26 protein-coding genes, 1 tRNA gene and 2 pseudogenes are annotated in these 25,453 nt (G+C 32.6%); 16 read left to right on the forward strand and 13 right to left on the reverse strand.

All coding sequences use genetic code 11. The annotated features are described in order from the left end of the window. Window positions 1–43: 43 nt before the first annotated feature. Window positions 44–1,123, forward strand: a complete 1,080-nt coding sequence (gene serC / locus GYM76_RS04190) for a 3-phosphoserine/phosphohydroxythreonine transaminase (RefSeq protein WP_220226004.1) — start codon at window positions 44–46, stop codon at window positions 1,121–1,123. A gap of 57 nt (window positions 1,124–1,180) precedes the next feature. Here the strand turns inward: serC and GYM76_RS04195 are convergent, their stop codons facing one another. Further along, window positions 1,181–1,540 (reverse strand): DUF4156 domain-containing protein, encoded by a 360-nt coding sequence (locus GYM76_RS04195; protein ID WP_065734066.1) that lies wholly within the window; start codon window positions 1,538–1,540, stop codon window positions 1,181–1,183. 219 nt (window positions 1,541–1,759) lie between these two features. On the opposite strand from GYM76_RS04195, the gene GYM76_RS04200 reads away from it, so the two are divergent. Next, a tRNA-Ile gene (locus GYM76_RS04200) sits at window positions 1,760–1,836 on the forward strand. A 709-nt stretch (window positions 1,837–2,545) separates the two neighbouring features. Here the strand turns inward: GYM76_RS04200 and GYM76_RS11085 are convergent. Beyond that, a pseudogene (locus tag GYM76_RS11085) lies at window positions 2,546–2,626 on the reverse strand (ogr/Delta-like zinc finger family protein); the annotation flags it as partial. 254 nt (window positions 2,627–2,880) lie between these two features. Between GYM76_RS11085 and GYM76_RS04210 the strand changes: the two are divergent. The 4 genes and pseudogenes from GYM76_RS04210 to GYM76_RS04225 all read left to right on the forward strand — a co-directional run. After that, window positions 2,881–3,672 carry a Cthe_2314 family HEPN domain-containing protein gene (locus GYM76_RS04210; RefSeq protein ID WP_065562784.1) on the forward strand — a complete coding sequence of 264 codons (792 nt, stop codon included), beginning with the start codon at window positions 2,881–2,883 and terminating at the stop codon, window positions 3,670–3,672. A 367-nt stretch (window positions 3,673–4,039) separates the two neighbouring features. Then, window positions 4,040–4,276 carry a tyrosine-type recombinase/integrase gene (locus tag GYM76_RS04215; protein ID WP_065562783.1) on the forward strand — a complete coding sequence of 79 codons (237 nt, stop codon included), beginning with the start codon at window positions 4,040–4,042 and terminating at the stop codon, window positions 4,274–4,276. Further along, window positions 4,245–4,916, forward strand: coding sequence for a hypothetical protein (locus GYM76_RS04220; protein ID WP_220226005.1), 672 nt, complete (start codon window positions 4,245–4,247; stop codon window positions 4,914–4,916). The genes GYM76_RS04215 and GYM76_RS04220 overlap by 32 nt, the downstream gene beginning before the upstream one ends. 249 nt (window positions 4,917–5,165) lie before the next feature. After that, window positions 5,166–5,423: pseudogene (locus tag GYM76_RS04225) on the forward strand (terminase TerL endonuclease subunit); the annotation flags it as partial. A gap of 877 nt (window positions 5,424–6,300) precedes the next feature. Here GYM76_RS04225 and GYM76_RS04230 read toward each other — a convergent pair. Beyond that, window positions 6,301–6,624, reverse strand: coding sequence for a YnfA family protein (locus GYM76_RS04230; protein WP_065562096.1), 324 nt, complete (start codon window positions 6,622–6,624; stop codon window positions 6,301–6,303). Window positions 6,625–6,844: 220 nt separating this feature from the next. Between GYM76_RS04230 and GYM76_RS04235 the strand changes: the two genes are divergently transcribed. From GYM76_RS04235 to GYM76_RS04250, 4 genes are all read left to right on the forward strand, one after another. Next, the gene (locus GYM76_RS04235) at window positions 6,845–7,207 is read left to right on the forward strand and encodes a hypothetical protein (protein WP_065562095.1); all 363 of its coding nucleotides are present in this window, start codon (window positions 6,845–6,847) and stop codon (window positions 7,205–7,207) included. A gap of 342 nt (window positions 7,208–7,549) precedes the next feature. Then, on the forward strand, window positions 7,550–8,158 hold the full coding sequence (locus tag GYM76_RS04240) for a hypothetical protein (RefSeq protein ID WP_220226006.1): 609 nt from the start codon (window positions 7,550–7,552) through the stop codon (window positions 8,156–8,158). 641 nt (window positions 8,159–8,799) lie between these two features. Further along, on the forward strand, window positions 8,800–9,006 hold the full coding sequence (locus GYM76_RS04245; RefSeq protein WP_065562090.1) for a hypothetical protein: 207 nt from the start codon (window positions 8,800–8,802) through the stop codon (window positions 9,004–9,006). 192 nt (window positions 9,007–9,198) lie between these two features. After that, window positions 9,199–9,624, forward strand: coding sequence for a hypothetical protein (locus GYM76_RS04250; RefSeq protein ID WP_220226007.1), 426 nt, complete (start codon window positions 9,199–9,201; stop codon window positions 9,622–9,624). Between the two features lie 91 nt (window positions 9,625–9,715). Here GYM76_RS04250 and GYM76_RS04255 read toward each other — a convergent pair whose 3' ends face one another. Genes GYM76_RS04255 through nikA form a run of 6 tightly spaced genes read right to left on the reverse strand, consistent with a single transcriptional unit; the run spans window position 9,716 to window position 16,005 of the window. After that, window positions 9,716–11,029: an MATE family efflux transporter gene (locus GYM76_RS04255; RefSeq protein ID WP_220226008.1), complete on the reverse strand. Its 1,314-nt coding sequence runs from the start codon at window positions 11,027–11,029 to the stop codon at window positions 9,716–9,718. 3 nt (window positions 11,030–11,032) lie between these two features. Further along, window positions 11,033–11,806: an ABC transporter ATP-binding protein gene (locus GYM76_RS04260; RefSeq protein WP_220226009.1), complete on the reverse strand. Its 774-nt coding sequence runs from the start codon at window positions 11,804–11,806 to the stop codon at window positions 11,033–11,035. After that, entirely contained in the window at window positions 11,806–12,648 is an 843-nt protein-coding gene (locus tag GYM76_RS04265) for an ABC transporter ATP-binding protein (RefSeq protein ID WP_220226010.1), read from the reverse strand. Before GYM76_RS04265 ends, GYM76_RS04260 begins: the two co-directional genes overlap by 1 nt. Continuing rightward, window positions 12,645–13,475 (reverse strand): nickel/cobalt ABC transporter permease, encoded by an 831-nt coding sequence (opp1C, locus tag GYM76_RS04270; RefSeq protein ID WP_220226011.1) that lies wholly within the window; start codon window positions 13,473–13,475, stop codon window positions 12,645–12,647. Before opp1C ends, GYM76_RS04265 begins: the two co-directional genes overlap by 4 nt. Further along, on the reverse strand, window positions 13,472–14,416 hold the full coding sequence (gene opp1B, locus GYM76_RS04275; RefSeq protein ID WP_065734078.1) for a nickel/cobalt ABC transporter permease: 945 nt from the start codon (window positions 14,414–14,416) through the stop codon (window positions 13,472–13,474). Before opp1B ends, opp1C begins: the two co-directional genes overlap by 4 nt. A 23-nt stretch (window positions 14,417–14,439) precedes the next feature. Continuing rightward, a complete protein-coding gene (nikA, locus tag GYM76_RS04280) occupies window positions 14,440–16,005 on the reverse strand; it encodes a nickel ABC transporter substrate-binding protein (protein WP_220226012.1) in 1,566 nt (521 codons plus the stop codon). 452 nt (window positions 16,006–16,457) lie between these two features. On the opposite strand from nikA, the gene rhlE reads away from it, so the two are divergent. Further along, window positions 16,458–17,744 carry an ATP-dependent RNA helicase RhlE gene (gene rhlE, locus GYM76_RS04285; protein WP_220226013.1) on the forward strand — a complete coding sequence of 429 codons (1,287 nt, stop codon included), beginning with the start codon at window positions 16,458–16,460 and terminating at the stop codon, window positions 17,742–17,744. A 26-nt stretch (window positions 17,745–17,770) separates the two neighbouring features. Further along, the gene (locus GYM76_RS04290; protein ID WP_065562082.1) at window positions 17,771–18,112 is read left to right on the forward strand and encodes a YggL family protein; all 342 of its coding nucleotides are present in this window, start codon (window positions 17,771–17,773) and stop codon (window positions 18,110–18,112) included. 61 nt (window positions 18,113–18,173) lie between these two features. Here the strand turns inward: GYM76_RS04290 and GYM76_RS04295 are convergent, their stop codons facing one another. Continuing rightward, window positions 18,174–19,766 (reverse strand): ABC-F family ATPase, encoded by a 1,593-nt coding sequence (locus GYM76_RS04295; RefSeq protein ID WP_220226014.1) that lies wholly within the window; start codon window positions 19,764–19,766, stop codon window positions 18,174–18,176. Window positions 19,767–20,026: 260 nt separating this feature from the next. Between GYM76_RS04295 and GYM76_RS04300 the strand changes: the two genes are divergently transcribed. Continuing rightward, a complete protein-coding gene (locus GYM76_RS04300; RefSeq protein ID WP_065734082.1) occupies window positions 20,027–20,884 on the forward strand; it encodes a carboxylate/amino acid/amine transporter in 858 nt (285 codons plus the stop codon). 5 nt (window positions 20,885–20,889) lie between these two features. Here GYM76_RS04300 and GYM76_RS04305 read toward each other — a convergent pair whose 3' ends face one another. Together GYM76_RS04305 and yaaA are read right to left on the reverse strand one after the other, a co-directional pair. Continuing rightward, complete coding sequence (locus GYM76_RS04305; RefSeq protein WP_220226015.1) at window positions 20,890–21,843, reverse strand: AEC family transporter; 954 nt, start codon at window positions 21,841–21,843, stop codon at window positions 20,890–20,892. 7 nt (window positions 21,844–21,850) lie between these two features. Further along, window positions 21,851–22,618, reverse strand: coding sequence for a peroxide stress protein YaaA (yaaA, locus tag GYM76_RS04310; RefSeq protein WP_220226016.1), 768 nt, complete (start codon window positions 22,616–22,618; stop codon window positions 21,851–21,853). Between the two features lie 76 nt (window positions 22,619–22,694). On the opposite strand from yaaA, the gene GYM76_RS04315 reads away from it, so the two are divergent. The 3 genes from GYM76_RS04315 (at window position 22,695) to GYM76_RS11090 (ending at window position 24,162) form a co-directional block, all read left to right on the forward strand. Next, window positions 22,695–22,922: a YccJ family protein gene (locus GYM76_RS04315; protein WP_065562077.1), complete on the forward strand. Its 228-nt coding sequence runs from the start codon at window positions 22,695–22,697 to the stop codon at window positions 22,920–22,922. A gap of 6 nt (window positions 22,923–22,928) precedes the next feature. Continuing rightward, the gene (gene rnz / locus GYM76_RS04320) at window positions 22,929–23,846 is read left to right on the forward strand and encodes a ribonuclease Z (RefSeq protein ID WP_220226017.1); all 918 of its coding nucleotides are present in this window, start codon (window positions 22,929–22,931) and stop codon (window positions 23,844–23,846) included. A gap of 202 nt (window positions 23,847–24,048) precedes the next feature. Beyond that, entirely contained in the window at window positions 24,049–24,162 is a 114-nt protein-coding gene (locus tag GYM76_RS11090) for a winged helix-turn-helix transcriptional regulator (protein ID WP_370632612.1), read from the forward strand. A gap of 45 nt (window positions 24,163–24,207) precedes the next feature. Here the strand turns inward: GYM76_RS11090 and argE are convergent, their stop codons facing one another. Next, window positions 24,208–25,365, reverse strand: coding sequence for an acetylornithine deacetylase (gene argE, locus GYM76_RS04330; RefSeq protein ID WP_220226018.1), 1,158 nt, complete (start codon window positions 25,363–25,365; stop codon window positions 24,208–24,210). Between the last annotated feature and the right edge of the window lie 88 nt (window positions 25,366–25,453).

Genomic DNA, 25,453 nt, shown 5'->3' on the forward strand with positions numbered 1-25,453 from the left:
AAAAATAGATTTTCAATTTTTAGATGGATGAAAGTGAATTGCAATGAATAAAAGTTATAACTTTAGTGCAGGCCCAGCAAAACTTCCTGCAGATGTTTTAAAACAAGTACAAGCTGAATTATTAAATTGGCACAACACCGGCGCATCAGTAATGGAGTTAAGCCATCGCGGTAAAGATTTTGATGCATGTGCGATTGAAGCAACTAACGATCTTCGTGATATTTTAAATGTCCCTGAAAATTATAAAATTCTATTTTGCCAAGGTGGGGCTAGGGCACAATTTGCTGCTGTGCCAATGAATATTTCGGCAAAAAATGCTGATTACATTAACAGTGGCTATTGGAGCCAATGTGCAGCCAAAGAGGCAACCAAATACTGTAATGTGATTGAACAAAATGTGACAATTAATAATCAAGGTATAACCTCAATTAAACCCATGTCCGAATGGCAACTAAGTGATAACAGTGATTATATCCATTATTGCCCTAATGAAACCATTGATGGGGTAGAGATATTCGAACAACCTAATTTTGGGGCTAAAATCGTAGTTGCTGATTTATCATCTTGCATTTTATCGCAACCGATTGACGTAAGTCGCTATGGCATTATTTACGCGGGTGCGCAGAAAAATATCGGTCCTTCAGGAATCACAATTGTCATTGTTCGAGAAGATCTAATTGGACATGCTCAAAAAGCATTACCTTCCGTGTTAGATTATAAAATCTTAATGGATCATGACTCAATGTTTAACACACCACCTACATTTGCTTGGTACATGTCAGGTTTAGTCTTTAAATGGATTAAAAGCTTGGGTGGATTGAATGCAATGCAGCAACGAAATCAAGCTAAAGCAAAATTACTTTACCAATTTATCGATCAATCCGATTTTTATCGTAATACTGTGGCTATTGCTAATCGATCAATCATGAATGTCACCTTCTTATCACCAAATGAAGATCTCGATAAAAAGTTTGTTAGTGAAGCAACACAAGCAAATATCATTGGAATTAAAGGTCACCGGATCGCAGGTGGAATGAGGGCTTCGATTTATAATGCAATGGATATTGATGGAGTCAACTACCTAATAGACTTCATGAAACAATTTGAAAAACAAAATGGTTAGTTATATCGGCAAATAAAAAAAGGATACAGTAGTATCCCTTTTCTATTTTACACATTCTTATTTACAACTAAAGACTTCACCAGTCATCACAGCATCTGTCGGCGCAATATCTGAAACATATTGTAACGATGCATCTTGTGCGTTATAAATCACATTACCACCCATAGCAGCAGCTTTATTCATCAAATCATTAGCTGCATCACGAATCAACTCACTATGGGTTTTTAGACCAGAAAAGAAAGTACTACGGCGGCCTTCAGCTTTACCGATAAATTGGCAATTTGCTGCTGGTTTAGTATCAATAAACTGAACTTGTCGACCAGCTGAAGTGGCTTGATAATCTGAGCTACTACAACCATTTAAAAACAATGCAGAAGATAACGCTGCACTAATAAAAAGAATTTTCTTGATAGACATAATATTTCCCCAACCAATATAACGAGCATTAGTAATAATAATTTAGAACATTGTAGCAGGTTAATTAACTAAAAAATATCGCTTATTACAAATGATGAAATGATAATAGGTTTCAGTTTAATAATTAACCAAATCAACCTATTTAGTTAATTAAATGTAGCAAATTAATTTTAACTCTATTATAATCGCAACCCTACTAAGTCAGTAGCACATCCAAATGGCCCCTTAGCTCAGTTGGTCAGAGCAGTCGACTCATAATCGATTGGTCACTGGTTCAAGTCCAGTAGGGGCCACCACTCTAAGTAAATAAAGTTTTACGCATAACAAGCATATCATAAAAATCAGCAAATTTTATTAAACGCGGTTAAAATTTTTCATTACTATTTTTATAAAAAAATAAAATCCACTAGGTGAGCTTTAATACTAATAATTATAGTATTTTATAATTTCGCTTGCACCATGGCATTAAAGAGTAGATCAACGATACAACTCACAGCAATAATAAATTCCTTTTTATTAATATTACATGATTTGAATTTAATATATCGGGTAAGTAGCTCAGCTTGTTCAAGTTTTGTAAGGCTGTCTAAGTTTTATTTAACAATATCGTTTGAAGATGCAATGTTTAAGGTAGATATTTTTTCATAAAATAGTTCGATACATTGAAGTTTTTTATGTCATTTACAACCCACCAACATTGGAAGTGAACTAGACAAAGTCGGCGTATTGGTCACATTGAGCAAAAACCAGAAGCTTGTCAGCTCCATTATCTAGCCCGCTCTAGAAACTAGATATAAAAAAATTAATATGCAGTTAGTCTGCTCTATACTTGATTCAAGAATCCAGTATTGATGTTGGATTCTGTTGACATGGTTTTAATATAAAAGCAAAAAAGTGCGTTAGTTAACATAATAAATTTGGAATTAAAGTTTTTAGTTATTGATTTGTTATTTCTGAGTTCTTACATTTTATGAAAAAGGTATTTTTATATTTGGGTTGGGGCAGTTACTTGGTACAATTGTTTTTTGATATTAATTGCATCGCTGTAAAAGTATGTCCACAAAATATATTTGAACACTGATAATATTGCTTTCAAGTTAATTTGGATGATACTTGACTTGAGCGAATAACAGCTTTTAGTTTGCAGCGAGGACATTTCATTCTATAACCTTAGCGTTAACTATTAGTTAATTATATATTATTAAAATTAACTTAAATTTATTTTTGTCAGGTGTTTTTTATCTAATCAAGGAATGCTTACTGCTAATCATATAAATATTTATTATCAAATCCTGTACTATATGTTAAAACAAAATCTAGTAATAAGAGAAAAATTTATTATGAAAAAAGAATATTATTGGTGGGATCTAAATGAGTCAAAATTTAAAGCAATACTTTATGATTCAATGAATATTTATTTTCTGCATGATCAACCATATGAAAATTGGGATGAGTTTGTTAAAATTGAACCTCATATGGCTTATGCCCATTTAATTTATGTTCGTTTTCATACATTAGAGCAACAATTTGTTGATTTAAGGGTGATCCCTCAAATGCTTGGTGTACAAAAAATACCTCTAAAGTCTATTGTGAAAGATATAAATAGGTATGATTGGCTTAAATCAATTGTAGATTTATCATTATATAGATTTTCGAGTATCCGAGATATTGTTTTTCACTTTGTTAATCAAGTTTTAAAACTTAACATTCCTGATCACATATTAAATATAAAACAACTTAGTAAAATGATTAAAGATTCTCATCCTGAAATTTTTAATATTTTAAAAATATTGGAAAATTCTGGATCTACACTCCGATTAGAAAGAAATGATAGGGCTCATAAAGGATTTTCTAATTTATGCACAGACGATGATGAAATGTTTAAAAATATGTCTTGGTCTGAACAAAGTAATTCAAAAATAGTTGGTTATGATTTAGTTGCAGTTTATGAAGCATCAAGAGATAAAATTTATTCAATTTTTGTAGAAGAAGTTGAAAAAATATTAATTTCCTGTAATGAATTGCTCAATAAACTTTATCCCTTTTATCGAGATGAATATAAAAACCTTTCAGAAAATTCAAAAACAGGACCGTCTTTACATTTTAAAAGCTATCATATGAATCATGCTTAGTTATCTTTTATTAATAGATATGCTATTTATACAAATCGCTTGAAAAAATACACCTGTTTACAAAGATGAGCAAGAAAGAAATGGTTTATCTTAATAAAAAGCCAATTCATGAACTCTGTTATCTTGTGAGCAAAGCACTACCATTGATTTATCAATTATTGTCAAATTTTGCATGGCTACAAGTCTAAGGAGGAGCGAAGCCGAAGCCTATAGAGTGTGCTAAGTAAAAGATGCTAAAATCACCTTCATTGACACCAAGAGCAAACATAATCATACTTATAAACTCTTTAATGAAATCCCTAAAAAGAATTGTTACTTATTTACTCCCAGTTATTTAGCGTTCCGTTAGGCAATCGATCGGGCAGAAATGGAATTACCAGATCGACATCTAACCCACGAATTACGCCTCACTTCTTCTAGACATTTTATTATGAGTGGCGGTAATATCCTAGTATTACAAAAAATCTTCGGTTACACTGAGATCAAAATGACCATGCGATATGCACACTTTGCACCAGAACACTTTGAAAATGCTGTAAGCTTTAATCCATTAATGACTAAGAGAAAATTGAATGAAATTATTAAGTATATTAAAAAAAATTGAATTAGAAATTTATTATAAGAAAAATAAGCGTAATCTAAAATTTAATTTAAAAGCAATAAAATCATTATTCACCATTCAAAATCTATCGTTCATAATAGCCATTATTTTATATGTGACTGCAATAATAATATCAATTAAAGATAAAGATTCGATTTTCCCATTTTGGTTATTTCTAATATCTCTTCTATTGATTTATTTTAAATATTCCCAATTTATATATAGAAGTTTAAAAAAAAATATTAAAAGTTTTATTTTACCAATGAATTATTCAATTAATTTAAATGTGAAGGGTAACTACGTCATAGATAAAAAGTACTTAAAAGCTCTTATATCATTGGATATAGAACAATTGAAATTTGGTTATTTAGAATTAAATCATGAATATGAATGTCTAAAAAGAAGAATTAGCCTAGTGCTTGGACCACTAAATAAGTTGGGTATATTTCCCGGTATTATATCTTTACTAGGTCTATTACCTCAGGTTAAGGAACTTTCTTGGCAATGGATTGAAGTAATTCCTTATTCTTATGGTGGGCTAATGATTTTAGGTTTGTTTTTTTATAACGATCTTGATAAGTATGAAAGAATGCTAGCTTTATTAAAATTTGCTATTGAACGTAAAGAAAAAGAAACTAATTAATTGGCGAAAAAATGGCGGTTGAGAATATTTTTATATAGTAAAATATGTCTATATATGTATGCCTAACCGATTGATTTAATTATAAGTCATTGACTTTAAAAACAGCTTTAAAGAAATCATAATCGATTGGTCACTGGTTCAAGTCCAGTAGTGGCCCATCACAAGAATCAAGTAAGATTAAAAACGTTCAAAAAAGCTATTTCTAAGACGTTATTCATTGTTTATAACTTGCGCACGCTATAGCTCAACATCAAAAAAACTGCAAAGGTATTTATCAGTCGTAAACGCATTAGTCACAATGGTGATACTGTTTTATCTTGGGCGGTAAGTAATATAGTGATGGAAACCGATGCGAATGCCAATATTAAGCCCAACAAAAAGAAAGCTGCCAACAAGAACGATCCAACTGTCGCTTCCCTGTTGTCATTTGGCGCTTACCTGCTTGAGTATGGCGAGATCGATATTTTCTTATCAGATGAACAAAAGCAAGCATTAGATGAGTTTTAGTGGATTGAATTATGATACTTTTTTCTCTTTAGCTAACTCACTTAGTAAATTTTCTAACTTACTATAAAGTTCAACTGTATTATTAGAAATTTTATTATCATAATCTTTTAGCTTATCAAAAAATTCAATTCTTTTTATAGTGTTAGTATATTAAATACTAGGCTCATTGTAGATATACTTAATGATCTCTTTAATATAATTTTTAATTTCATTATATTCAGACGAATTTTGAATTGTTTCTGTCTTTTTCCTATAACTACTTAACCACCAATAGAACCCAGGTATATTATTCATACAATAATAAGACAAATATTTAGAAGATAATTTTCCTAATTCATCAAAAAAATAATCATTAACTTCTAGATCAGTTTCAGAAGTTTTTACTGTTCTAATTTTTTTCTTTTGAATATTTATCTATTAATTCAATCAACTCATTTTTAAAAGTTACGTGTTGATGCAAATAAAATTTAATTTCTTGCATTAGTTCAGCTTGAAATCTAAAGAAAGTATCTTTATTTTTAGCAATTGCAGTTTGTTTGCAAATAAACCAAAAGCCAATAATAGTACAAATTAATAATCCAAAAGCAGCTATTGCTGATAAACCTGAAAAAAAACAAAGTCTAACAATCCATTTTATTAATCCTATTCATTTATTATGTGATAATATTTTACTATGTCATTAACAACATACAACACTATAATAACACAAGGTTAATTTATTGATTATTTTATATAAATTTTGTAAGTCTTGTTAGTTCTGTAAAATCGCAAAAAAAAATTTTCTTTTAACTTTATATGTTTACTATAAATTAATTAATGTGATTTGCTTATATTTTTTAAAAGAATAGGATATATCAATTTAATTAAACAATTAATTTTATGTTCTCCAACCCCAAATAATAACTAGCGTTCCGAGTAGGATGATCATGGAACCGATTAAATCAAAAGTTGATAGTTTGACATGATCGACTAACTTAAGCCAAATAATGGATGCTACTACATAAATACCACCATATGTTGCATAAATTCGACCACTAGCTTCAGGGTGTAAAGTAAGTAACCAAGCAAATAACATAAGGCATAATGCCGCCGGTATAAGAAACCAGGCAGAAACCACTTTTTTAGCCCAAATATAAACAAAATAACAGCCTGAAATTTCAGCCAAAGCGGTAAATATAAATAACACGATAATTTTTATCATAATTAAATTAAGCTATCATTAATAAGTTTCAGATTAGTATGAACAATACTAGATTGGTTTGAACATTATTTCTGTTTTGTTTTTTATAGATTTTTAAAGTTTAACATGGGCGTTATTTATAAACCTATGTTAATATCAAATTAGTAAATTAAATGTAAGATTGATTTATGGTAGCAAAGAAAATTTTTAATTAAAATTAATAGTCAAAAAAGGAGATTTTATGTTGAAAAAGACAATATTACTTTCGATATTATTTTCGACAGCTGCGCAAGCTAAATTTATTCATCCAATGGACTTTGATGGTTCAGATGCACAAAAGCAAGAAGTTATCGAATATATTAAGGATAACGTAAAGAAAGATTATTGTGAACAAATTGACATGTGCCAACCTTCCAATTTGAGAATGATGGAGCAAGAGAATTTAGATGCATTTAAAAAAGCAACTAAGGCCACAAATAGAAAAATAATGGATCAAGTAATTAAAGATTATTGTAATAGTGGTATAGATATGTGTAGTTATAGCACCATACTAATGATGTATGAAGAAAACAATAAAGCTGATAAAGAGGAATTAACTTGGTAGATGTTTCATAATAGTTCTCACAATAAAAAACATTACATTAATGGTTATATTTATAACTGATTGACTTTAAAATAGAATACTGTCATTAAATTTCATTTATTGTTATATATAAAAGTGAATCAGAAATTCATTTATGAAAATCAATTTTCAAAAAGCGGGGCGATTGATTGGATTATCAAGGTTTATGGTTTCAGCATGAAATTAGAGTTAAGTACCGTTTAGACCCCAGTGAATCTATTTTCTGATGAAATGTTGAGAAAGTTGGAACTTGGAAAAAGAATAAAATAGTCGATCAAGCGTTTTATGAATTTAAAGCTAGATTGATTTGATAGGAAATAAATAATGCGAGCATATAAGATCACCGTGAAGAAGGTTTTAATTTTTAGTTTAATAATTTTTGCCATCTATATCATTACTTTTCCTAATGATGATTCGCCTCCAAATCCAACGATGGTTGCTTTAGCCGGTATTTCCGTTATTTCATTTATTGTTTGTTGTTTGATTTTGTTAGTTCGAGGAATATGTGGAATAGGCAAGAAATTTTTAAATTATAAGGCGCACAAAAATTTAAATTTAGAAAAAGCATCGTCTCAAGACACTTCATTCAATTATTCAACCAATTTTGAAGATTCTGTTGATTACGAACAGCAAGAATTAGATTCTGATAATTTTAGAAATCACTTAACCACAATATGGAATTCAGACTTGTTTACGATTTCATTTAAACATTCCAATGTCAATAAAGAATTATTATTAGATAGAGTCCAAATAAATTCATCTAACGAGCTTTTTTTCACTGGTTACTGTTTTGAAAGCAAAGATGAACGTACATTTAAAATTGAAAACTTCAAATCTTATATTCAATACGCCGGAAGAGAATACAGCCTACGCCACTTTTTTACTAAAGTCCTTGAATTGGATTCAGATTATGTTAAAAGACTGGGAGTTTAACTAAAAAGGGGCTCAATTAAAATGATTGGTTAATGGAGAATAGTTAGTTGAATATAGTTATCAAAATTAAAAAATACTCAATAATTACTATTCTACAACCTATATTTATAATTAATTAATGCAGCTACATTAATCCAATTCGGTAGATTAGCAACCTCATCAATTTTATTATGAATCTATACATTATTCTGAATTTTACACAATTGTTTTAAATCTCTATTTTGCTTTCAGATTAATTCTAAATAAGTGTTATATGAACAATAAAAATATAAAATCTGATGTGTTCCTAGTTAAGTATTTTTTATTGCTCCAACCTCTTAAATAACATACCATTATTTGAAAAATTTAACGAGATGGTATGAAAAGAATGTTTGATATGAGGTGTTTAACTCTATAGTCAAACACTAAAAACTTTTGGAAGGGAAAAATCATTGATTATTGAGTAGGAGCAAACTTTTTTATCAATAAATATATTAAGTTTTCATATGTATCCCAATTAAAATCAAACAACCATTAAATTACTTAATTAAGAACGATTGTATCGACTATGATTAAAAACATACTTGCTTTTTTTTTAATCAGAGCTTATAAATATCACTGATAAGCATTCGCTTATCTTAAATATACTGGAGGAGCTTATAATGGTACAAAAATTTGCTGCATACGGTAGTGATGTTTCAGCTGGCACTTATAAATGTGCTGACTGTGGATATATTTATTCCAACCAAAGTAAGAAATCGTTACCCCCTTGTCCGGATCATAATAAAAAACCACATAGTAAAAATGGTTGGTATATAGTTAGTGGGCAAGGAGATTCAGTTAAAGATCCTCATCCAAATAAAAAATAATTTTTGTCTTTAAAAGGTAACACAATGTGTTACCTTTTTTGGTTTTAAGGTAAGATTAAAATAGTTGAAAATATACACATTATTAACTTTCAACTTAATAAAAAGTTATATAAAACTATGTTAGAATTTAAATGTGTTATCATTTCTAAAACTATAATAATGGAAATATAGATTTGTTAGATTAAGGTATTGATGATGAAGCAAGTGATTAAATTGGCAATTTTATTTTTGTGTTTTGCAATATTTTCAAATGTACATGCGTCTGAAACAGATAATGCTGTTGAGATTTCCAAAGCATTAGCTGATAGTGCAAAAAAATCTTTGTTAGGCGATGAAGGAAAGTTTCCTTTAAAAGTCAAATCAGATTATGAAATAACAAATATTTCAGCTAATCACAATAATGTTGTTTTTGAATATAAAATGCCAACTGATAGCAAAAATACCGCACTAAATGAATTTATAGAAAATGTTAGATTAGGAATAAAAGGTCAGTTTTGTGATAAACCAGACGTATTTAATGTATTAAATACATATGATATCGGCTTTATTTTTCAGTTTGAATTTAGTGATAAACGAAAAATTCCTGTCACATTATCAATAAAAGAAATTTGTCTATGATTGAATCATGAATGCAAATTCCCTCCCTTATTGAAGGGGCTGAAAACATAGCTTAATAGCAGTACGTTTTCTATTTGGCTATCATTTTTAATTAAATATAGGCTCGTGATTTTTTAATCCAGATAATTAAAAATATCGACCTTCCAAAACTAAATAGATTATAAGCTAACCATAAACCTTGGTTTCCCCAGATTGGTACAGCAATGTATTGTGCTACAAACCAAACCAATAACGCCAATAGCATTGAGTCGCGTATTGATGTTGTATAACTAATTCCAGAAAAAACACCATAATAGATTAATCCACCCGATGCAACAATTGGAAAAATGATTAACCAATATTGATATTGAAGCGATAGCGTTATGATATTAGTTTGATTGGTTAATAACTTTATGATGGTTGTATCGAAGGTTAGCCAAATTGCAATTAAGATAATTGGGCAAATAATGCAGGCTTGTAGTGACCACCGTAAAGTTTGATTGTAAAGGTGGATATTTTTATTTCCTTTAGCTCGTCCACTGAAAACGCTGGAAGCATTAGCAAAACCGTCAAATAGATAAGCCATCATATAGTGAACTTGAAATAAAATGGCATTGGCGGCTAAAACTTCAGTATTGAACGTTGAACCAATAGAAATAAAGTGGTTAGTTACAATTAATAAGCAGATAGTCCGAATCATTAAATTAGTATTGACTAGAATTACACCTTTTAATGATTGCCATGACAAAATAGATCTTAAATCCACTTTTTGTTCACTTTTAGGCAAATAACGGCAGGTAAACCAAATACCGACTAAAGTGCAACATATTTGTGCAATTAATGTTGCAAATGCTACGCCTTTAATGTCCCAATGAAACCACCAAACAAAAATTACTGCCATCAAAATGTTGAGTAAATTAATAAACACTTGTAAAAACAGAACGGCTTTTATTTTGGATATCCCCATTAACCAGCCAACTAGGACATAATTAATCAGAACAAAAGGTGCCCCCCAAATTAATATAGAAAAATAGATATCAGCATAATGTTGAACATCTTGATTCGGTTTGATGATGTGCATTGAAGCAACAAAAATCAATTTTTGAAAAATTATAAATGCCAAACCTAAAAAGATTGCGATAAAAAGCGGCCGTATAAGAGACGATCTTAATAACAAACAATTATCCAACGCTTGCGCGGCAAAACCGGTGGTACTTACTCTTAAAAATCCAAATAACCAATAAATAGTATTAAATATTACTGTTCCTATCGCAATTCCAGCAATAAAAGCTGGATTGGGTAAATGACCGACTAAGGCCGTATCGACCACGCCAAGAAGAGGGGTAGTAATGGTTGATAAAATAAATGGAATAACTAATTTAATATAATCTTTAAACTGATATTGCAAATTTGATGTTGATGACATTGTTTAAAAACCTAAAATTGATTCAAGTAACAGTTTAGAATAAGGATTTTTAACTTGACTGAGTTGTTCTATTTTATCAACGTATTCCACGATTTCACCTTGATAAAAAAATGCAACTTTATCACAAAGATAAGTAATTGTAGTTAAATCATGTGTGATAAAGATACTGGTCAAATTTAGCTGTTTTTGTAGATCGGCAAGTAATGTTAAAATTTGGCTTTGAACTGAAATATCCAGCGAGCTTACCGCTTCATCAAATAAAATAAATTGAGGAGAGCAAGCTATTGCTCTGGCAATGCATACACGCTGTAATTGACCACCACTCATTTCGTGAGGAAACCGTTCATAAAAAGAATGGTCTAATCCAACTTGTTCTAATAACGCATTGATACGATGCTGACGTTCCTCTTTTGATAGCTTTTCGTAAATATCAAGTGGCTCAGCAATAATTTGGCCGACATTAAAGTATGGATTAACCGAAGAATTATAATCTTGAAATACCGCACTGATATTTTTGCGTATAGCTGCTTTATTCCATGTACGTTTGTTAATATCTTGCCCGCTAAAATAGATTTTGCCACTGTCAGGTTTCTCAAGGCCTAAAATCAGCTTTCCTAATGTACTTTTTCCGCTACCACTTTCACCAATAATGCCAAGACACTCACCTTGTTTTAAATCGAATGATACATTTTTGATAATTGTGTTTTTTTTATGGCTAAATATACCAGGTTTCAAAAACGATTTTTTTACATTTACAACTTGCAATAACGGTGGCATCAAATTGTCTCCGAGATTAAATTTGGATTATTAGCGTAAATAACCGTATTAAATTTATTCAATAATTGCTTGCGAGTATCAATCAGGTAACGAGTATATTCATGTTTGGGATGATAAAAAATCTGATCACGGCTGCCAGATTCAACAATTTTACCTTTATTCATTACGATAATATCATTGGCAATATGATGAATTACACCTAAATCGTGAGAAATAAAAATCATAGTCGTTTTAGATTTTATCTCTTCAAGCATTTTTAAAATATAAAACTGACTAATTGAATCTAATGCGGTTGTTGGTTCATCGGCAATAATAAGCTCAGGTTCAAGTACTAATGCCATACCAATCATTATGCGTTGTAACATACCACCACTTAACTGATGCGGGTATTTTTTATAAATCTCTTTGGCATTATCGAGTCCTATATTTTCAATCATCAATAAGGTTCTAGCAATAGCATCATTTTTATTGATAGTGAGATGAGCTTGAAGGGTTTCAACTACTTGTTTGCCAATACAATAAAGCGGATCAAAAGCAATCATAGGTTGTTGTAATATTATCGAAATAGCACTACCGCGAATTGGTCTTAATGTCTTTTTATTCTGTTTTAGCAGATCTAAAGTTGAATTAGCCTGTTTGAATAGAATTTGTCCTGTCACGCTAAAATAGGATTCTAATAAGCCGATGATTGCTTTGCAAGTTAAACTTTTACCGCTGCCACTTTCACCAACAATACCTAAACATTTATGATGATTGACGGTAAAAGATATATCATCAAGTAACTTGTTACCATTATTAAGCGTAACGGTCAGTTGCTTTACTGCTAACAATGGGCTACTCATACTGTTTTTTCCTTAGGATCTAAGATATCTCGTAAACAATCACCTAACATATTAAATGCCGCTACAACAATTAAAATAGCTATACCAGGATAAACCATCTGCATAGGGTGCTGAGTCATTACGTTTTTTGCTTCACTTAACATTAGTCCCCATTCGGCAGTAGGCGCTTGGACGCCTAATCCTATAAAGGATAACGCTGAAATATTCAATATCACCCAGCCAGTGTCTAAGGTAGCCAATATAACTACTTCGGACATGACATTAGGCAATAAATGACGATAAATGATAAAAGAATGAGGTGCACCAATTACTCGTGAAAAAAGGATATAGTTTTTTCTGCTATATTTAATTACTGAACTTCGGATCATCCGACTATACCAAGCCCATTTGACTACAATATTAGCAATAATAATGTTTTCAATACCCACACCTAAAACACCAACTATAGCTAAAATCATCACTTGGCTCGGAAATGACAACATGATGTCACAAAGACGCATAATACATTCGTCAAGTTTACCTCGTTGATAACCAGAAATAAGACCAATGATACTACCAACAATTATTGTGATAATCATGGTTAACAGAGATAAGAATAGGGTAGAACGGATACCGTAAAGTAACCGAGAAAAAATATCACGTCCAAGGTGGTCACAACCAAGCCAATGCTCGCTCGATATAGCGGCATATTTTCGCACTATGCGAACTTTATTTGGATCAAAAGGTGCAATATAAGGGGCTAATATACCTAAAACAATTATTGTAATGATGATTATCAAACAAACTAAAGCGGTTTTATTGCTAATTACTTGCTTAATTAAATTCATACAGAGCCACCATTACTTCGTAATCGTGGATCTAACCATTGATGAATAACATCAACAATAAAGTTACATACTACAAATAAAATGGCCATAATTAATATGTAAGCCTGAATTACTGGATAGTCGCGATTCATAATAGCGGCTATACATAATCTTCCTAAGCCAGGCCAAGAAAATATATATTCGACAACAAAAGACCCTGCAATTAATTGAGGAATGGTCATACCTAATGCGGTAATTGTGGTATGTAGTGAATTGACTAATACATGCTTAAGAATGATTGTTCTCTCTTTCAAGCCTCGACTACGGGCATAAAAGATCGAATAATTATGCATATTTTCCAGCATATTATTACGGATAAAACGAATATACGTTGAGATGTAAACAAACGATAAAGTTAACGTCGGTAAAATAAGGTTCTGCCAGGTTCCATACCCGTTGGTTGGCAATAGATCTAAATAAGTAGCAAACAGCCAAATAAATAGCAAACCTAACCAATAACTAGGCATTGCGGTACCTAAAAAAATAATAATTCGAACAATATGATCGAATGCTGAATTAGCAAAAATTGCACATAACACACCTAAAACTAAACTGACAATAAGTGTAAATAGAAATGACGACATTGCTAAAACTAATGTAGGAATTAAGCTACGGATAACTTCATCCCAAACTAATCTGTCACGATGAATAAACGAACGCCCAAAATCAAGATGTAAAACGTCATATAGCCAAGTAAAATATCGTTCAAAAAAAGGTTTATTTAATCCTAATTCCTGACGCATACTTTCAATAGCATCTGGGGTTGGCATTATTTCATTTAAGCGTAAGGCAACTTCAGCAGGATCGGAAGGGGCTAGATTGATAAGCAAAAAAGCGATAAAAGAGATACCGAATAATATCGGTATCATCATCGTTAAACGTTTAACAATATAATTTAACATTATTGATCAAAAATATTTATGTACTAAAAATGCATTTTCTCAAATGGAATATCAAATTGAGAAGGCGCAAATTCAATTCCTTTTAAAGATTTAACAGCAATAGCTCGATTTCGTTCATAAGTTAATGGTATGTAAACCGCTTCATTATGTAATGTTTCAAGCACGTAACGGAAAAGATCTTGTCGCTCTTTTTCATCTGTTGAAATTAATGCTTTACTAATACTTGCATCGATTTGCGGTTTCTCTTTTAAGCCTTGTTGAGCCATATAGTCACCATAAACAGGTAGTTTCATACCGGATAAAAATGATTGTGGCTCATATGGTGTACCCCATGAGATATCAAATACCATATCAAAATCACCCGCTTTTTGGCGATCACGATAACCTTGCTCTTCTTCACCGTGAATATTAAGCTTTAATCCAACTTGCTCAAACTCATCTTGCATATATTGTGCAATTGTTTTTTGTGAAGCAGTATTACTATCATAATAAAGTGTGATTTCAAAAGGTTTGCCATCTTTCTGACGATAATTTTGGCCTTTAACTTTTACCCAACCTGCTTTATCAAGTAGCGTTTCGGCTAATTTAGTGTCATATAAATAAGGTTTTAACCCAATGTTAGCATAAGGAATATTGGTTGCCATTAAAGTATCAGCAGGTGCTTCACTATTATTGAAAATACCTTCTGAAATATCTTTTTTACTGATGATATGTTCAATCGCTTGGCGGACATTAACATCATTTAGCTGGTCACGAGTCGTGTTCATTAATACAATTCGACTAGATACAGGTTTAGACATTAAAGTCTGAAACTTATCCATTGTTGAAAAACGTTCAAATGAATCTGCATCAACCATATTTTTACCATAGATGAGATCGATTTCACCTTTTTCGAGTGCCATTAGTCGGCTTTGGTTATCAGCAATAACTTTCATGGTCACTTTATTGAGTAATGGTTTAGTTCCCCAATAAGTTGGATTAGCGTTAAACACTGCATATTGATCTTTCTTATGATCACCTAATACATAAGGGCCGGTACCAATGTAAGATTTAACGCCATTTTTAGTTTCACCATCAATCATAGAATTTGGTGAAATAAAGCGCATCGGTCGGGTTACGGCAATTTCAATCATAAAAGGGTAATAGGGTTCGGAAAGGTTAACTTGTAGGGTATAATCATCTACTGCTTTGATTTCAGTAATTAAGCGAACCATTTCAAGCCAAGTGTGACGAACTTTGTTTGATAACACGGCATCCCAATTCAGTTTTGCACTGTGCGCATCAAATTTTGCGCCATCACTAAATGTCACGTCTTTTCTTAGCTTGAACGTGTAAGTTTTACCTTCGTTAGTAATAGTCCAGCTTTCTGCAAGCCAAGGTGAAAAAGTGCCATCTTCGTTATAATGAACCAATGATTCATACAACATATTTTGCGCCCACATTTCACCGGAATAGAGATGAGGGTTTAAGTCACGAATATCACGAAAATTAGCAAAAGTTATATCATCTTTAGCAAAACAGTTAATACTAACGCTAGCTAAAACTAATGCTAAAAGTAGATTTTTTATACGAGTGAAATTAAAAAACATATTTAGTCCATTAATTTATTGGGATTAGGCGCGAGATAGTAACATAAATGAGAATGATAATAAATATCACCTGTATGTTTTTTATAAAAAACATTTTAAAAATCATGGCATTCATTTTATCAAATTCTATTAATTGATTTAAATCTAATTAAGTTTAAAACTAAATTAAGTTAACTTGATTAGTTAAAAATATAGCTTAAAACTTTTTAAAAGTCTTTATGAATAAACAAAAAATATAATTAAGCATTTTATTACCATTGTTTGGCAGCCCCAAAATTGAGTTTAGATTGATCTATCTAATTTTAATAGAGAAGAAAAAGAAAAAATCATAGCCAATATAAATCGCTAAATGGTGTCTGTTCTATGCCTCGTTAAATATTCAAACATTTATTATTGAATTGCTTTATAATAGATTTGAATAATTTGTTTCACGTTTATTTAGGAATCATTGCATGTCATTTGACTCTCTTGGCTTAGATGCCAAGATTTTAAAAGCTATTGAAGAACAAAACTATACCGATCCAACCCCCATTCAACAACAAGCTATTCCAGTAATTTTGTCAGGTAAAGATTTAATGGCGAGTGCTCAAACTGGTACAGGAAAAACAGCGGGGTTTGGTTTACCTATTTTACAAAAATTGCATGAAAAGCAATTTAATACAGAACCTAAAAGAGGAAAGCGTCCTTTATATGCGCTAATTTTGGCGCCCACTCGTGAATTAGCTGCGCAAATAGGTGAAAATATTCGGGATTATAGCCGATATCTATCTATTCGTTCTTTGGTGGTGTTTGGTGGAGTAAGTATCAATCCTCAAATGATGAAACTTCGAGGTGGGGTGGATATCTTAATTGCAACACCGGGTCGGTTGTTAGATTTGGTTCATCAAAATGCGGTGGATCTCTCTACAGTAAAAATATTAGTACTTGATGAAGCGGATCGCATGTTAGACATGGGCTTTATTCATGATATTCGTCGCGTGATCGCTAAATTACCTAAAAAGCGACAAAACTTACTTTTTTCAGCGACATTCTCAGATGAAATAAAATCATTAGCTAATACAATTTTAAATTCACCTGAATCGATCGCTGTAGCCAAAACCAATAGTGCATCTGAGCAAATTACTCAATATATCCACCGAGTTGATAAACGCCGTAAACGTGAACTTCTTTCTTATTTAATTGGTAAAAACCAATGGCAACAGGTATTAGTTTTTACGCGAACGAAATACGGCGCTAATCATCTTGCCGAACAGCTTACTAAAGATGGTATTAAAGCCTCGGCAATTCATGGTAACAAAAGCCAAGGAGCAAGAACTAAAGCTTTAGCTGATTTTAAGTCAGGACAAATACGCGCCCTCGTTGCTACCGATATCGCAGCCAGAGGTTTAGATATTGAGCTATTACCTCATGTTGTCAATTATGAATTACCACAAGTGGCAGAAGATTATGTGCATCGTATAGGTCGAACAGGACGGGCACAAAATCAGGGGCAGGCAATATCATTAGTTTGTATTGATGAGCTTGCTCAATTAAAATCAATTGAGAAATTGATTAAAAAAACGATTCCAGAAATTTTTACTCAAGGATTTGAAGTCGATCCTCGAATTAAAGCGGAGCCAGCAAAAAAAGCCAAGCCTGCTCCAGCAAAAAGAAGACGTGTTGATAAAACTCGAACTTCTAAAAATAACCAGAATAGTATGAAGCAATCTAGCCATCATACATATTCTAAAACTAACTAAATTTTCTAAAGTAGAAGGATATTATTATGGCTAAGGTTAATCGCAGTCGTCGTTTAAGAAAAAAATTACATATTGAAGAGTTTAAAGAGTTAGGTTTTACCGTAAGTTGGTCATTTGACGAAGGGACGAGTGAAGACACTATTGATAACGTTGTTGATCAATTCATCATTGAAGCAATACAAGCAAACGGTTTGGCTTACGAAGGTAGCGGGTATTTAAACTGGAAAGGTATCATTTGTACGCAAAAATTGGGTAATTGCACTGAAGAAAATCGTGACGTTGTCACTAAATGGCTTGAAAGCCATGGCTTAAAAAATGTCAAAACCAGCAATTTAATTGATATTTGGTGGGATGAATTAGAATTTTAATTTCTAAGTTGAATAAATACTAAAATAGCCACTAATGTGGCTATTTTTATGGATTTTAACGTTACTCAATTCCTTGGCTACGCAAATAATCCTCATAATTACCGGTATAATCAATGACTTTTTCCGGCGTGATTTCAACAATTCTTGTTGCAAGTGAGCTAACAAATTCACGATCGTGCGACACAAAAAATAGCGTTCCTTGATAAAGCTCTAATGCCATATTTAACGATTCAATTGATTCCATATCCAAATGGTTGGTTGGTTCATCCATGACAATAATGTTTGGACGTTGCATCATTAATTTACCAAATAACATACGTCCTTTTTCACCACCAGATAGGACTTTAACTTGCTTTTTAATGTCATCTTGTGAAAATAATAAGCGACCTAAAATGCTGCGCACTGCTTGTTCATCATCGGTTGGTTGTTTCCATTGACTCATCCAATCAAATACGGTTAGATCCTCGTCAAATTCGTATTCATGATCCTGTGCGTAATAGCCAATATTGGCATTTTCTGACCATTTAATATCACCTTGTTCTGGCACTAGTTCACCCATAAGGGTTTTAAGTAGGGTAGTTTTACCAATGCCATTAGTCCCCAAAATAGCCACTTTTTCGCCAACTTCAACCATTAAATTGAGATTTTTAAATAGTGGTCCGTTATCAAATCCTTTAGTGAGATTTTCAACGACCAGAGCATTACGAAACAGTTTTTTATCCTGTTCAAAACGAATAAACGGATTTTGTCGGCTTGATGCTTTCACTTCTTCTAATTTGATTTTCTCGATTTGTCTTGCACGTGAGGTTGCTTGTTTGGATTTTGCGGCATTAGCACTAAAACGACTAACAAACGATTGTAGTTCACTAATTTGTGCTTTCTTTTTCGCATTATCCGCTAATAGCCGTTCTCTCGCTTGAGTAGAGGCGGTCATATAATCATCATAATTACCAGGATAGATACGTAATTCACCGTAATCCATATCAGCCATATGAGTACAGACCATATTAAGAAAATGACGATCGTGCGATATGATAATCATCGTGCTTTCACGTTCATTTAAGGTATCTTCTAACCACCGAATAGTATCGATGTCTAAGTTATTGGTCGGTTCATCGAGTAATAAAATATCTGGATTAGAAAATAGGGCTTGGGCTAGTAATACTCGCAATTTCCAACCCGGAGCGATTTCACTCATTAATCCGTAATGTTGCTCAATTGGTATACCCACTCCGAGTAGTAATTCACCTGCGCGTGATTCAGCGCTGTAACCGTCCATTTCAGCATATTGGGTTTCTAAATCTGCAACCTTAAAACCGTCTTCCTCACTCATTTCAGGTAATGAATAGATACGGTCTCGCTCTTGTTTAATTTGCCATAATTCGGTGTGCCCCATAATTACGGTATCAAGTACGCTGTATTCTTCAAAAGCAAATTGATCTTGGCGAAGTTTACCTAATCGTTCATGTGGATCAAGTGAAACATTACCTGAGGTTGGCACAAGATCACCACCAATAATTTTCATAAACGTGGACTTACCACTACCATTTGCGCCGATTAATCCATAACGATTACCATTACCAAATTTTACTGAAATGTTTTCAAATAGTGGCTTACTGCCAAATTGCATTGTGATATTACTTGTTGTTAACACGGATAATTACTCTCGAATTGATTTGTGCAACTCGTACTTAAAGCGTTCCCTTAAGCTAAAAGTGAAGTGGCTAAACTGTGATTTGGCGCACATTATGCCATAATAAAGCGATTTTTAGCACTTTTGTTACTAAATTTATGTTTCAAAAACCCCGCTCCTCAACTTTTTTTGATTAGTAAACATATCATCCTTATTACTGTTTACATTTATAAGCCGAATTGATACTATGCCAAACTTTCTTTTATCAATAAGAATTTAATATGTATTATCTTATTTTTGTGACGATAGTTTGGTCGTTTTCATTTAGTTTTATTGCTGTTCATTTAAGTGGGCAAGTTGATACGTGGTTTGCAGTTGTAATGCGCGTCTTGCTGGCTTTTATAACCTTTATTCCTTTTTTACGCTTTAAAGGTATTTCTGTAAAACAGATGGTGTTGTTGATGGGCGTTGGTGCTTGTCAATTAGGTATTATGTACTTTTTTTATTACAACTCTTTCCAATATATTTCAGTGCCTGAAGTGTTATTATTTACTATTTCAACGCCAATTTATGTCACGCTAATTTATGATTTCTTGCAAGGACATCGACTCAGACTTGTTTACCTATTAACCGCTGTTATAGCTGTAATTGGCGCAGCCGTTATTCGTTACGATCATATTAGTCGAGATTTTATTATTGGTTTTCTCCTGATTCAGGGCGCTAATATAGTTTTTGCCTTGGGGCAGGTTGGATATAAACGTATTATGGAACTTTATCCATTACCGCAACATCAAGCTTTTGCATGGGTCTATTTAGGCGCAATACTGGTGGCTAGTATTGGCTGGTTTTTATTTGGCAATCCCGAAAAACTACCCACTACCCAATTACAATGGGGGATAATTATTTGGCTTGGGGTTGTGGCATCTGGATTATGCTATTTTTTATGGAATTATGGCGCAACCAAAGTCGATTCGGGTACGCTTGCCATTATGAATAATTTGGTTATTCCAACTGGTATTTTAGTTAATGTTATTATTTGGCATCAATCGATTGATTGGGGCCGATTTGCGCTAGGTAGTGCAATTATTGTTTCTGCTTTGATCTTGCATCATAAATTCAAAAAGCTAGAGGCAAATTAATTTTTCTAAGCAAACTGTAACATTATTGATAGAATTAGCGGTGTTGTCACGGATGATAATGCCGTTGATATCAATAAACTTGAAGCAATAGGACCTTGCAATACCTCAAACTGTCTTGCCATCATATAACAATTTATCGCAATTGATACCGAACTTAGTAATACAATAACTTGCAGTTCTAAAAGTGGTAATCCGACTATTATCGCTAAAATATAGGTTACAATCGGTAAGATAAATAGTTTTAAAACACAAATGGCTATGGTGATCGGTAAATCATCGCGAATCTTATATTCAGCAAGCCCCATTCCTAAAACGATTAATGAGAGAGGCGCTGTCATATCGCTTACCATCTTCGTCGCTTGATTGATGAAGAAAGGTAGTGGAATGTGTACATAATTGACAACTATTCCTGCAAAAATACCAATAATAATCGGATTTTTTGCTACATTTTTAAATGCTTTTATAAATCCTGTAGTCGATAATTTTCCCATCTGGACAAATTCGATGGATACCGTGGCTAATGTCCATAAAATTAACGCATTAAAAATCACAATAATAGCAACAATCGGAATGGCTTTTTCGCCTAATAACATTTTGATAATTGGTATGCCCACAAACACAGTATTGGTATAAATTCCACCCATTGCAAACATGGTACTTTGCGAGCCATTGAGTTTGAAAAATTTAACCGCAATAAAACAGCCCAATGCAAACACAATAAATGAGCCACCAAAAAAGATCAACAAAAGATTGGCATCAATTTCAGAATGCTCTGAAAAATGGCTCATAATCTGAAATAACATAATTGGGAAGGCAATATAAAACGTAAATTTGGTAACACTATCTGTCACCGTTTTTTGCCAACGACCCGCTCTAACTGCTATGTAGCCTAATAAAATCAAAACGAACAGAGGCAATGTAGTTAAAAACTGTTGCCATAATGTGATTAGAAATTCCATGTTACTTTTATGCGTGATTTCGGGTGAAGTACCATTCTAATTCAGTTGAGCGTTTTGAATCAAATTGGTAGCCTTCTAAATTAAAACTTTTAATATCGTCACTGTTATTAATGCTATTTTTTATAATAAATCGACTCATTAAACCTCGTGCTTTTTTAGCATAAAAGCTGATCACTTTATAATCATTTTTACTTTTATCTAAAAAGATGGGTTGAATAACCTTCGCTTTGAGTTGTTTAATTGCTTTGAAATATTCATTAGAAGCTAAATTAATTAACGTTGGATTGGTTGATTTTGCCAACTCGTGATTTAAACACTCTGTTAACTTATCACCCCAAAATTGATATAGATTAGTATTATTACCATTTTTAAGGCGAATACCCATTTCTAGACGGTAGGGTTGAATTAAATCAAGTGGTCGTAACAAGCCATATAATCCTGATAGAATGCGTAAATGAGATTGTGCAAATTTTAGATCGGCATCATTAAAATCTTCTACATGCAAACCCTCATAAACATCACCTTTAAAAGCCAGAATAGCTTGCCTTGCATTATCAAAATTGAAGTCAGTATGCCAGTTCTGAAAACGTTCATAATTGGTAGTGGCAAGTTTTGGGCTGATCGACATTAATTTAGCCAAGTCATCACTGCTAAGTTTTTTACAAATATCAATAAGTTGTTTAGTCGATTCTAAAAATTCGGGTAAGCTATGTTGTTTGGTAATTAAAGGAGTTTGATAATCAAGCGTTTTGGATGGAGAAATAATTGTTAGCATAAAAAATACCACCTATTGTGTTTTGTACCAATTGGGTTTATTTTACATCTAATCTTAGCAAATAAGGAGAACAAATATGAATAGTACCAAAAAAGAAATACATGAAATTCGATCTTGGGCCAGCATTCGTGAAACTTCTATTGAGATAGCTGAAGCTATTTTTGAATTAGCTAAAAATGATGAAAAACTCGCTGAGCAAATTTGGGAAGAAGGTAGCGATGAAGTCTTAAAACTCGCTTTTTCCAAAACTAAAGCAGACAAACTCTTCTGGGGTGAACAAACCATTGAGCGCAAAAACGTTTAATCTTTTATGAAATTAACTTTTTTAGGAACGAGTGCTGGGTCACCAACAGCTGAACGCAATGTTAGCAGTATTATGCTTGATCTCCGGCAGGAAAGAGGGCGTTTATGGCTTTTTGATTGCGGTGAAGCGACTCAAATGCAAATGCAAAAGGCCAAATTTAGTCTGGCTAAATTAGAGATGATTTTTTTGACACATTTACATGGTGATCATCTGTTTGGTTTACCTGGCGTGTTAACAACTCGTTCTTTGATGCAAAACCAATCGCCATTGACCTTAGTTGGTCCAAAAGGCATTAAGCAATTTATTCAAACTGTTATTGATATTAGTTATTCTTGGCTGACTTATCCTTTAAATATTATTGAACTTGAGCAAGATGGTTTGGTTTTTGAGGATAATAAGTTTCGCGTTGAAGCCAAATTATTAGCGCATCGTGTTCCGTGTTTTGGGTATCGGATTATAGAAAAAGATCTGCCAGCGTCATTGGACATTGATAAGTTAAAAAAGGATAACATTCACATTGGTTCTTTTTATCGTGATTTAAAAGAAGGTCGAACTGTTACGTTAGAAGATGGTAGGATTATTCATGGTAAGGACTATCTAGAAACCATTAGAAAAGGTAAAAAAATTGCTATTTTAGGCGATACCATTCCTTGTCAGGCTTCAATTGATTTAGCTCAGGATGTCGATTTGTTAATCCATGAAGCAACCCAAGAGCAAGCTCTTGAAGAAAAGGCGCTTGAGCGAGGACATTCCACAACTGTACACGCGGCAACTATTGCCAAACAAGCTCATGCTAGGCGCCTTATTATTACGCATATTAGTCCTCGCTATAGCTTGAATGACAAAACAAAATTAGTCAATGAGGCTAGGAATATTTTTGCGCCCACTGAAATCGCAACTGACTATGCTACTTTTGAAGTATAGTAAAATGAGCCGATCTTGTCGGCTAGTTGATTTTGTATAAGTTAGCTTACCTTGGTAAAAAATAATTCATCTTAAAAAGCCTCAATTTTGTAAAAAACATTGAGGAGTCTATACCGTCTTATTTTTCTTTACAGCATAAAATTAATAAATCTTATTGGGAGGTTTTGGATGAAGTGGTATATAAGGGTATGAAATAATATCCATAAATTCCCCTAAAGCGGAATATGGATTATTAGACCGAGGTAAAACTTTGGTACCGATTTTAAATATGCTTTGCCAATGGGGAAATAACCATAAAGATGACAAATTATCCTAATTTAAAGTAACTTCATTCGCCGACGATGTCGGCGTTTTTATATGATTAAAGGCAGAAATCTTTGATCAAATTTTCTATCGTTAATTTTGTTGGTTTTATAAAGTCCATTGAAATAAACTCGTCTGGTTGATGAGCTTGTTCAATAGAGCCAGGACCTAAAACTATGGTTGGCGCAATTTGATTTAAATAAGGCGCTTCAGTACTGTAATTGACAGTTTGTGCTTGATGACCCACTAAATTTTCAATGTGCTGCAATGCGGGGTGATCTTTTTTACATTCGTATCCTGGAATGGGTGATACTTCATATTCTACTGAAATACGATTAGGGTATTTATCCATAACGGGTTTTAATGTTTCACATAATGCGTTATAAATCGAGTCAACATCATTATCAGGTAATACTCTTATATCAATAATTAATTCACAACACCCGCATATTTGGTTTGCAGCATCACCGCCATGAATCACACCTAAATTCAGAGTTGGATAGGGGACACTAAAGCCTTCATTATGATATTGTTCTTTGAATTTTTGTTTAAGGATTAATAGACGTTCAATGACTAAATGCATAATTTCTATAGCATTAATACCTTTGTCTGGATCGCTTGAGTGACCTGATTTTCCAATCACTTTTATTGAATTGGAAATAAACCCTTTATGTGCTCGTATAGGAATTAGTGAAGTAGGCTCGCCAATTATGGTGCAATCAGGTTTTAATTGAGTTTGTTTGGCAAAAAATGATGCACCAGCCATTGAGGTTTCTTCATCTGCAGTAGCTAATACATAAATTGGTTTGGTGAGTTTTTTTAGATCAATATCTCGCAAAGCATCTAGAATAAAAGCAAAAAATCCTTTCATATCAGCCGTGCCTAATCCGTAAAGCTTGTTATTATCTTCCGTTAACTTAAATGGATCTTTGCTCCATTGCCCATCATCAAAAGGAACGGTATCGGTATGGCCACTTAGTAATAGGCCTCCTTGGCTTTTGTTTTCACTATTTGAATAAGTTGCCAGCATATTGAATTTATGACGTGTGTTAGGGACGGCTTGAACATCAACAATAAATCCTAAATCCGCAAACCATGTCGCTAATTTGTCTATTAAAGGTTTATTGGAATAATCCAATTTTTCGTTGGTGACATTACTAATAGTTGGAGTGGATATCAATTCATTATAAATTGTCAAAAAAGAGGGGATTGCCATAAATTCACCTTATTAAATAATAACGTTTAGCTTTCATCATTCTTTGTTCAATGCGCTTAGCGTTAATACTAGAATGCAAAATACTAAG

Origin of the sequence: Gilliamella sp. ESL0443 (assembly GCF_019469165.1) — a bacterium.
In the GTDB taxonomy this organism is placed as follows: domain Bacteria; phylum Pseudomonadota; class Gammaproteobacteria; order Enterobacterales; family Orbaceae; genus Gilliamella; species Gilliamella apicola_E.

Excerpts from the sequence above, each read along its gene's own strand:
- serC (WP_220226004.1), top strand. The coding sequence starts at position 44 with ATGAATAAAAGTTATAACTTTAGTGCAGGCCCAGCAAAACTTCCTGCA.
- GYM76_RS04195 (WP_065734066.1), bottom strand. The coding sequence starts at position 1,540 with ATGTCTATCAAGAAAATTCTTTTTATTAGTGCAGCGTTATCTTCTGCA.
- GYM76_RS04210 (WP_065562784.1), top strand. The coding sequence starts at position 2,881 with ATGAAAAAAGAATATTATTGGTGGGATCTAAATGAGTCAAAATTTAAA.
- GYM76_RS04215 (WP_065562783.1), top strand. The coding sequence starts at position 4,040 with ATGGAATTACCAGATCGACATCTAACCCACGAATTACGCCTCACTTCT.
- GYM76_RS04220 (WP_220226005.1), top strand. The coding sequence starts at position 4,245 with ATGAAATTATTAAGTATATTAAAAAAAATTGAATTAGAAATTTATTAT.
- GYM76_RS04230 (WP_065562096.1), bottom strand. The coding sequence starts at position 6,624 with ATGATAAAAATTATCGTGTTATTTATATTTACCGCTTTGGCTGAAATT.
- GYM76_RS04235 (WP_065562095.1), top strand. The coding sequence starts at position 6,845 with ATGTTGAAAAAGACAATATTACTTTCGATATTATTTTCGACAGCTGCG.
- GYM76_RS04240 (WP_220226006.1), top strand. The coding sequence starts at position 7,550 with ATGCGAGCATATAAGATCACCGTGAAGAAGGTTTTAATTTTTAGTTTA.
- GYM76_RS04245 (WP_065562090.1), top strand. The coding sequence starts at position 8,800 with ATGGTACAAAAATTTGCTGCATACGGTAGTGATGTTTCAGCTGGCACT.
- GYM76_RS04250 (WP_220226007.1), top strand. The coding sequence starts at position 9,199 with ATGATGAAGCAAGTGATTAAATTGGCAATTTTATTTTTGTGTTTTGCA.
- GYM76_RS04255 (WP_220226008.1), bottom strand. The coding sequence starts at position 11,029 with ATGTCATCAACATCAAATTTGCAATATCAGTTTAAAGATTATATTAAA.
- GYM76_RS04260 (WP_220226009.1), bottom strand. The coding sequence starts at position 11,806 with ATGCCACCGTTATTGCAAGTTGTAAATGTAAAAAAATCGTTTTTGAAA.
- GYM76_RS04265 (WP_220226010.1), bottom strand. The coding sequence starts at position 12,648 with ATGAGTAGCCCATTGTTAGCAGTAAAGCAACTGACCGTTACGCTTAAT.
- opp1C (WP_220226011.1), bottom strand. The coding sequence starts at position 13,475 with ATGAATTTAATTAAGCAAGTAATTAGCAATAAAACCGCTTTAGTTTGT.
- opp1B (WP_065734078.1), bottom strand. The coding sequence starts at position 14,416 with ATGTTAAATTATATTGTTAAACGTTTAACGATGATGATACCGATATTA.
- nikA (WP_220226012.1), bottom strand. The coding sequence starts at position 16,005 with ATGTTTTTTAATTTCACTCGTATAAAAAATCTACTTTTAGCATTAGTT.
- rhlE (WP_220226013.1), top strand. The coding sequence starts at position 16,458 with ATGTCATTTGACTCTCTTGGCTTAGATGCCAAGATTTTAAAAGCTATT.
- GYM76_RS04290 (WP_065562082.1), top strand. The coding sequence starts at position 17,771 with ATGGCTAAGGTTAATCGCAGTCGTCGTTTAAGAAAAAAATTACATATT.
- GYM76_RS04300 (WP_065734082.1), top strand. The coding sequence starts at position 20,027 with ATGTATTATCTTATTTTTGTGACGATAGTTTGGTCGTTTTCATTTAGT.
- GYM76_RS04305 (WP_220226015.1), bottom strand. The coding sequence starts at position 21,843 with ATGGAATTTCTAATCACATTATGGCAACAGTTTTTAACTACATTGCCT.
- yaaA (WP_220226016.1), bottom strand. The coding sequence starts at position 22,618 with ATGCTAACAATTATTTCTCCATCCAAAACGCTTGATTATCAAACTCCT.
- GYM76_RS04315 (WP_065562077.1), top strand. The coding sequence starts at position 22,695 with ATGAATAGTACCAAAAAAGAAATACATGAAATTCGATCTTGGGCCAGC.
- rnz (WP_220226017.1), top strand. The coding sequence starts at position 22,929 with ATGAAATTAACTTTTTTAGGAACGAGTGCTGGGTCACCAACAGCTGAA.
- argE (WP_220226018.1), bottom strand. The coding sequence starts at position 25,365 with ATGGCAATCCCCTCTTTTTTGACAATTTATAATGAATTGATATCCACT.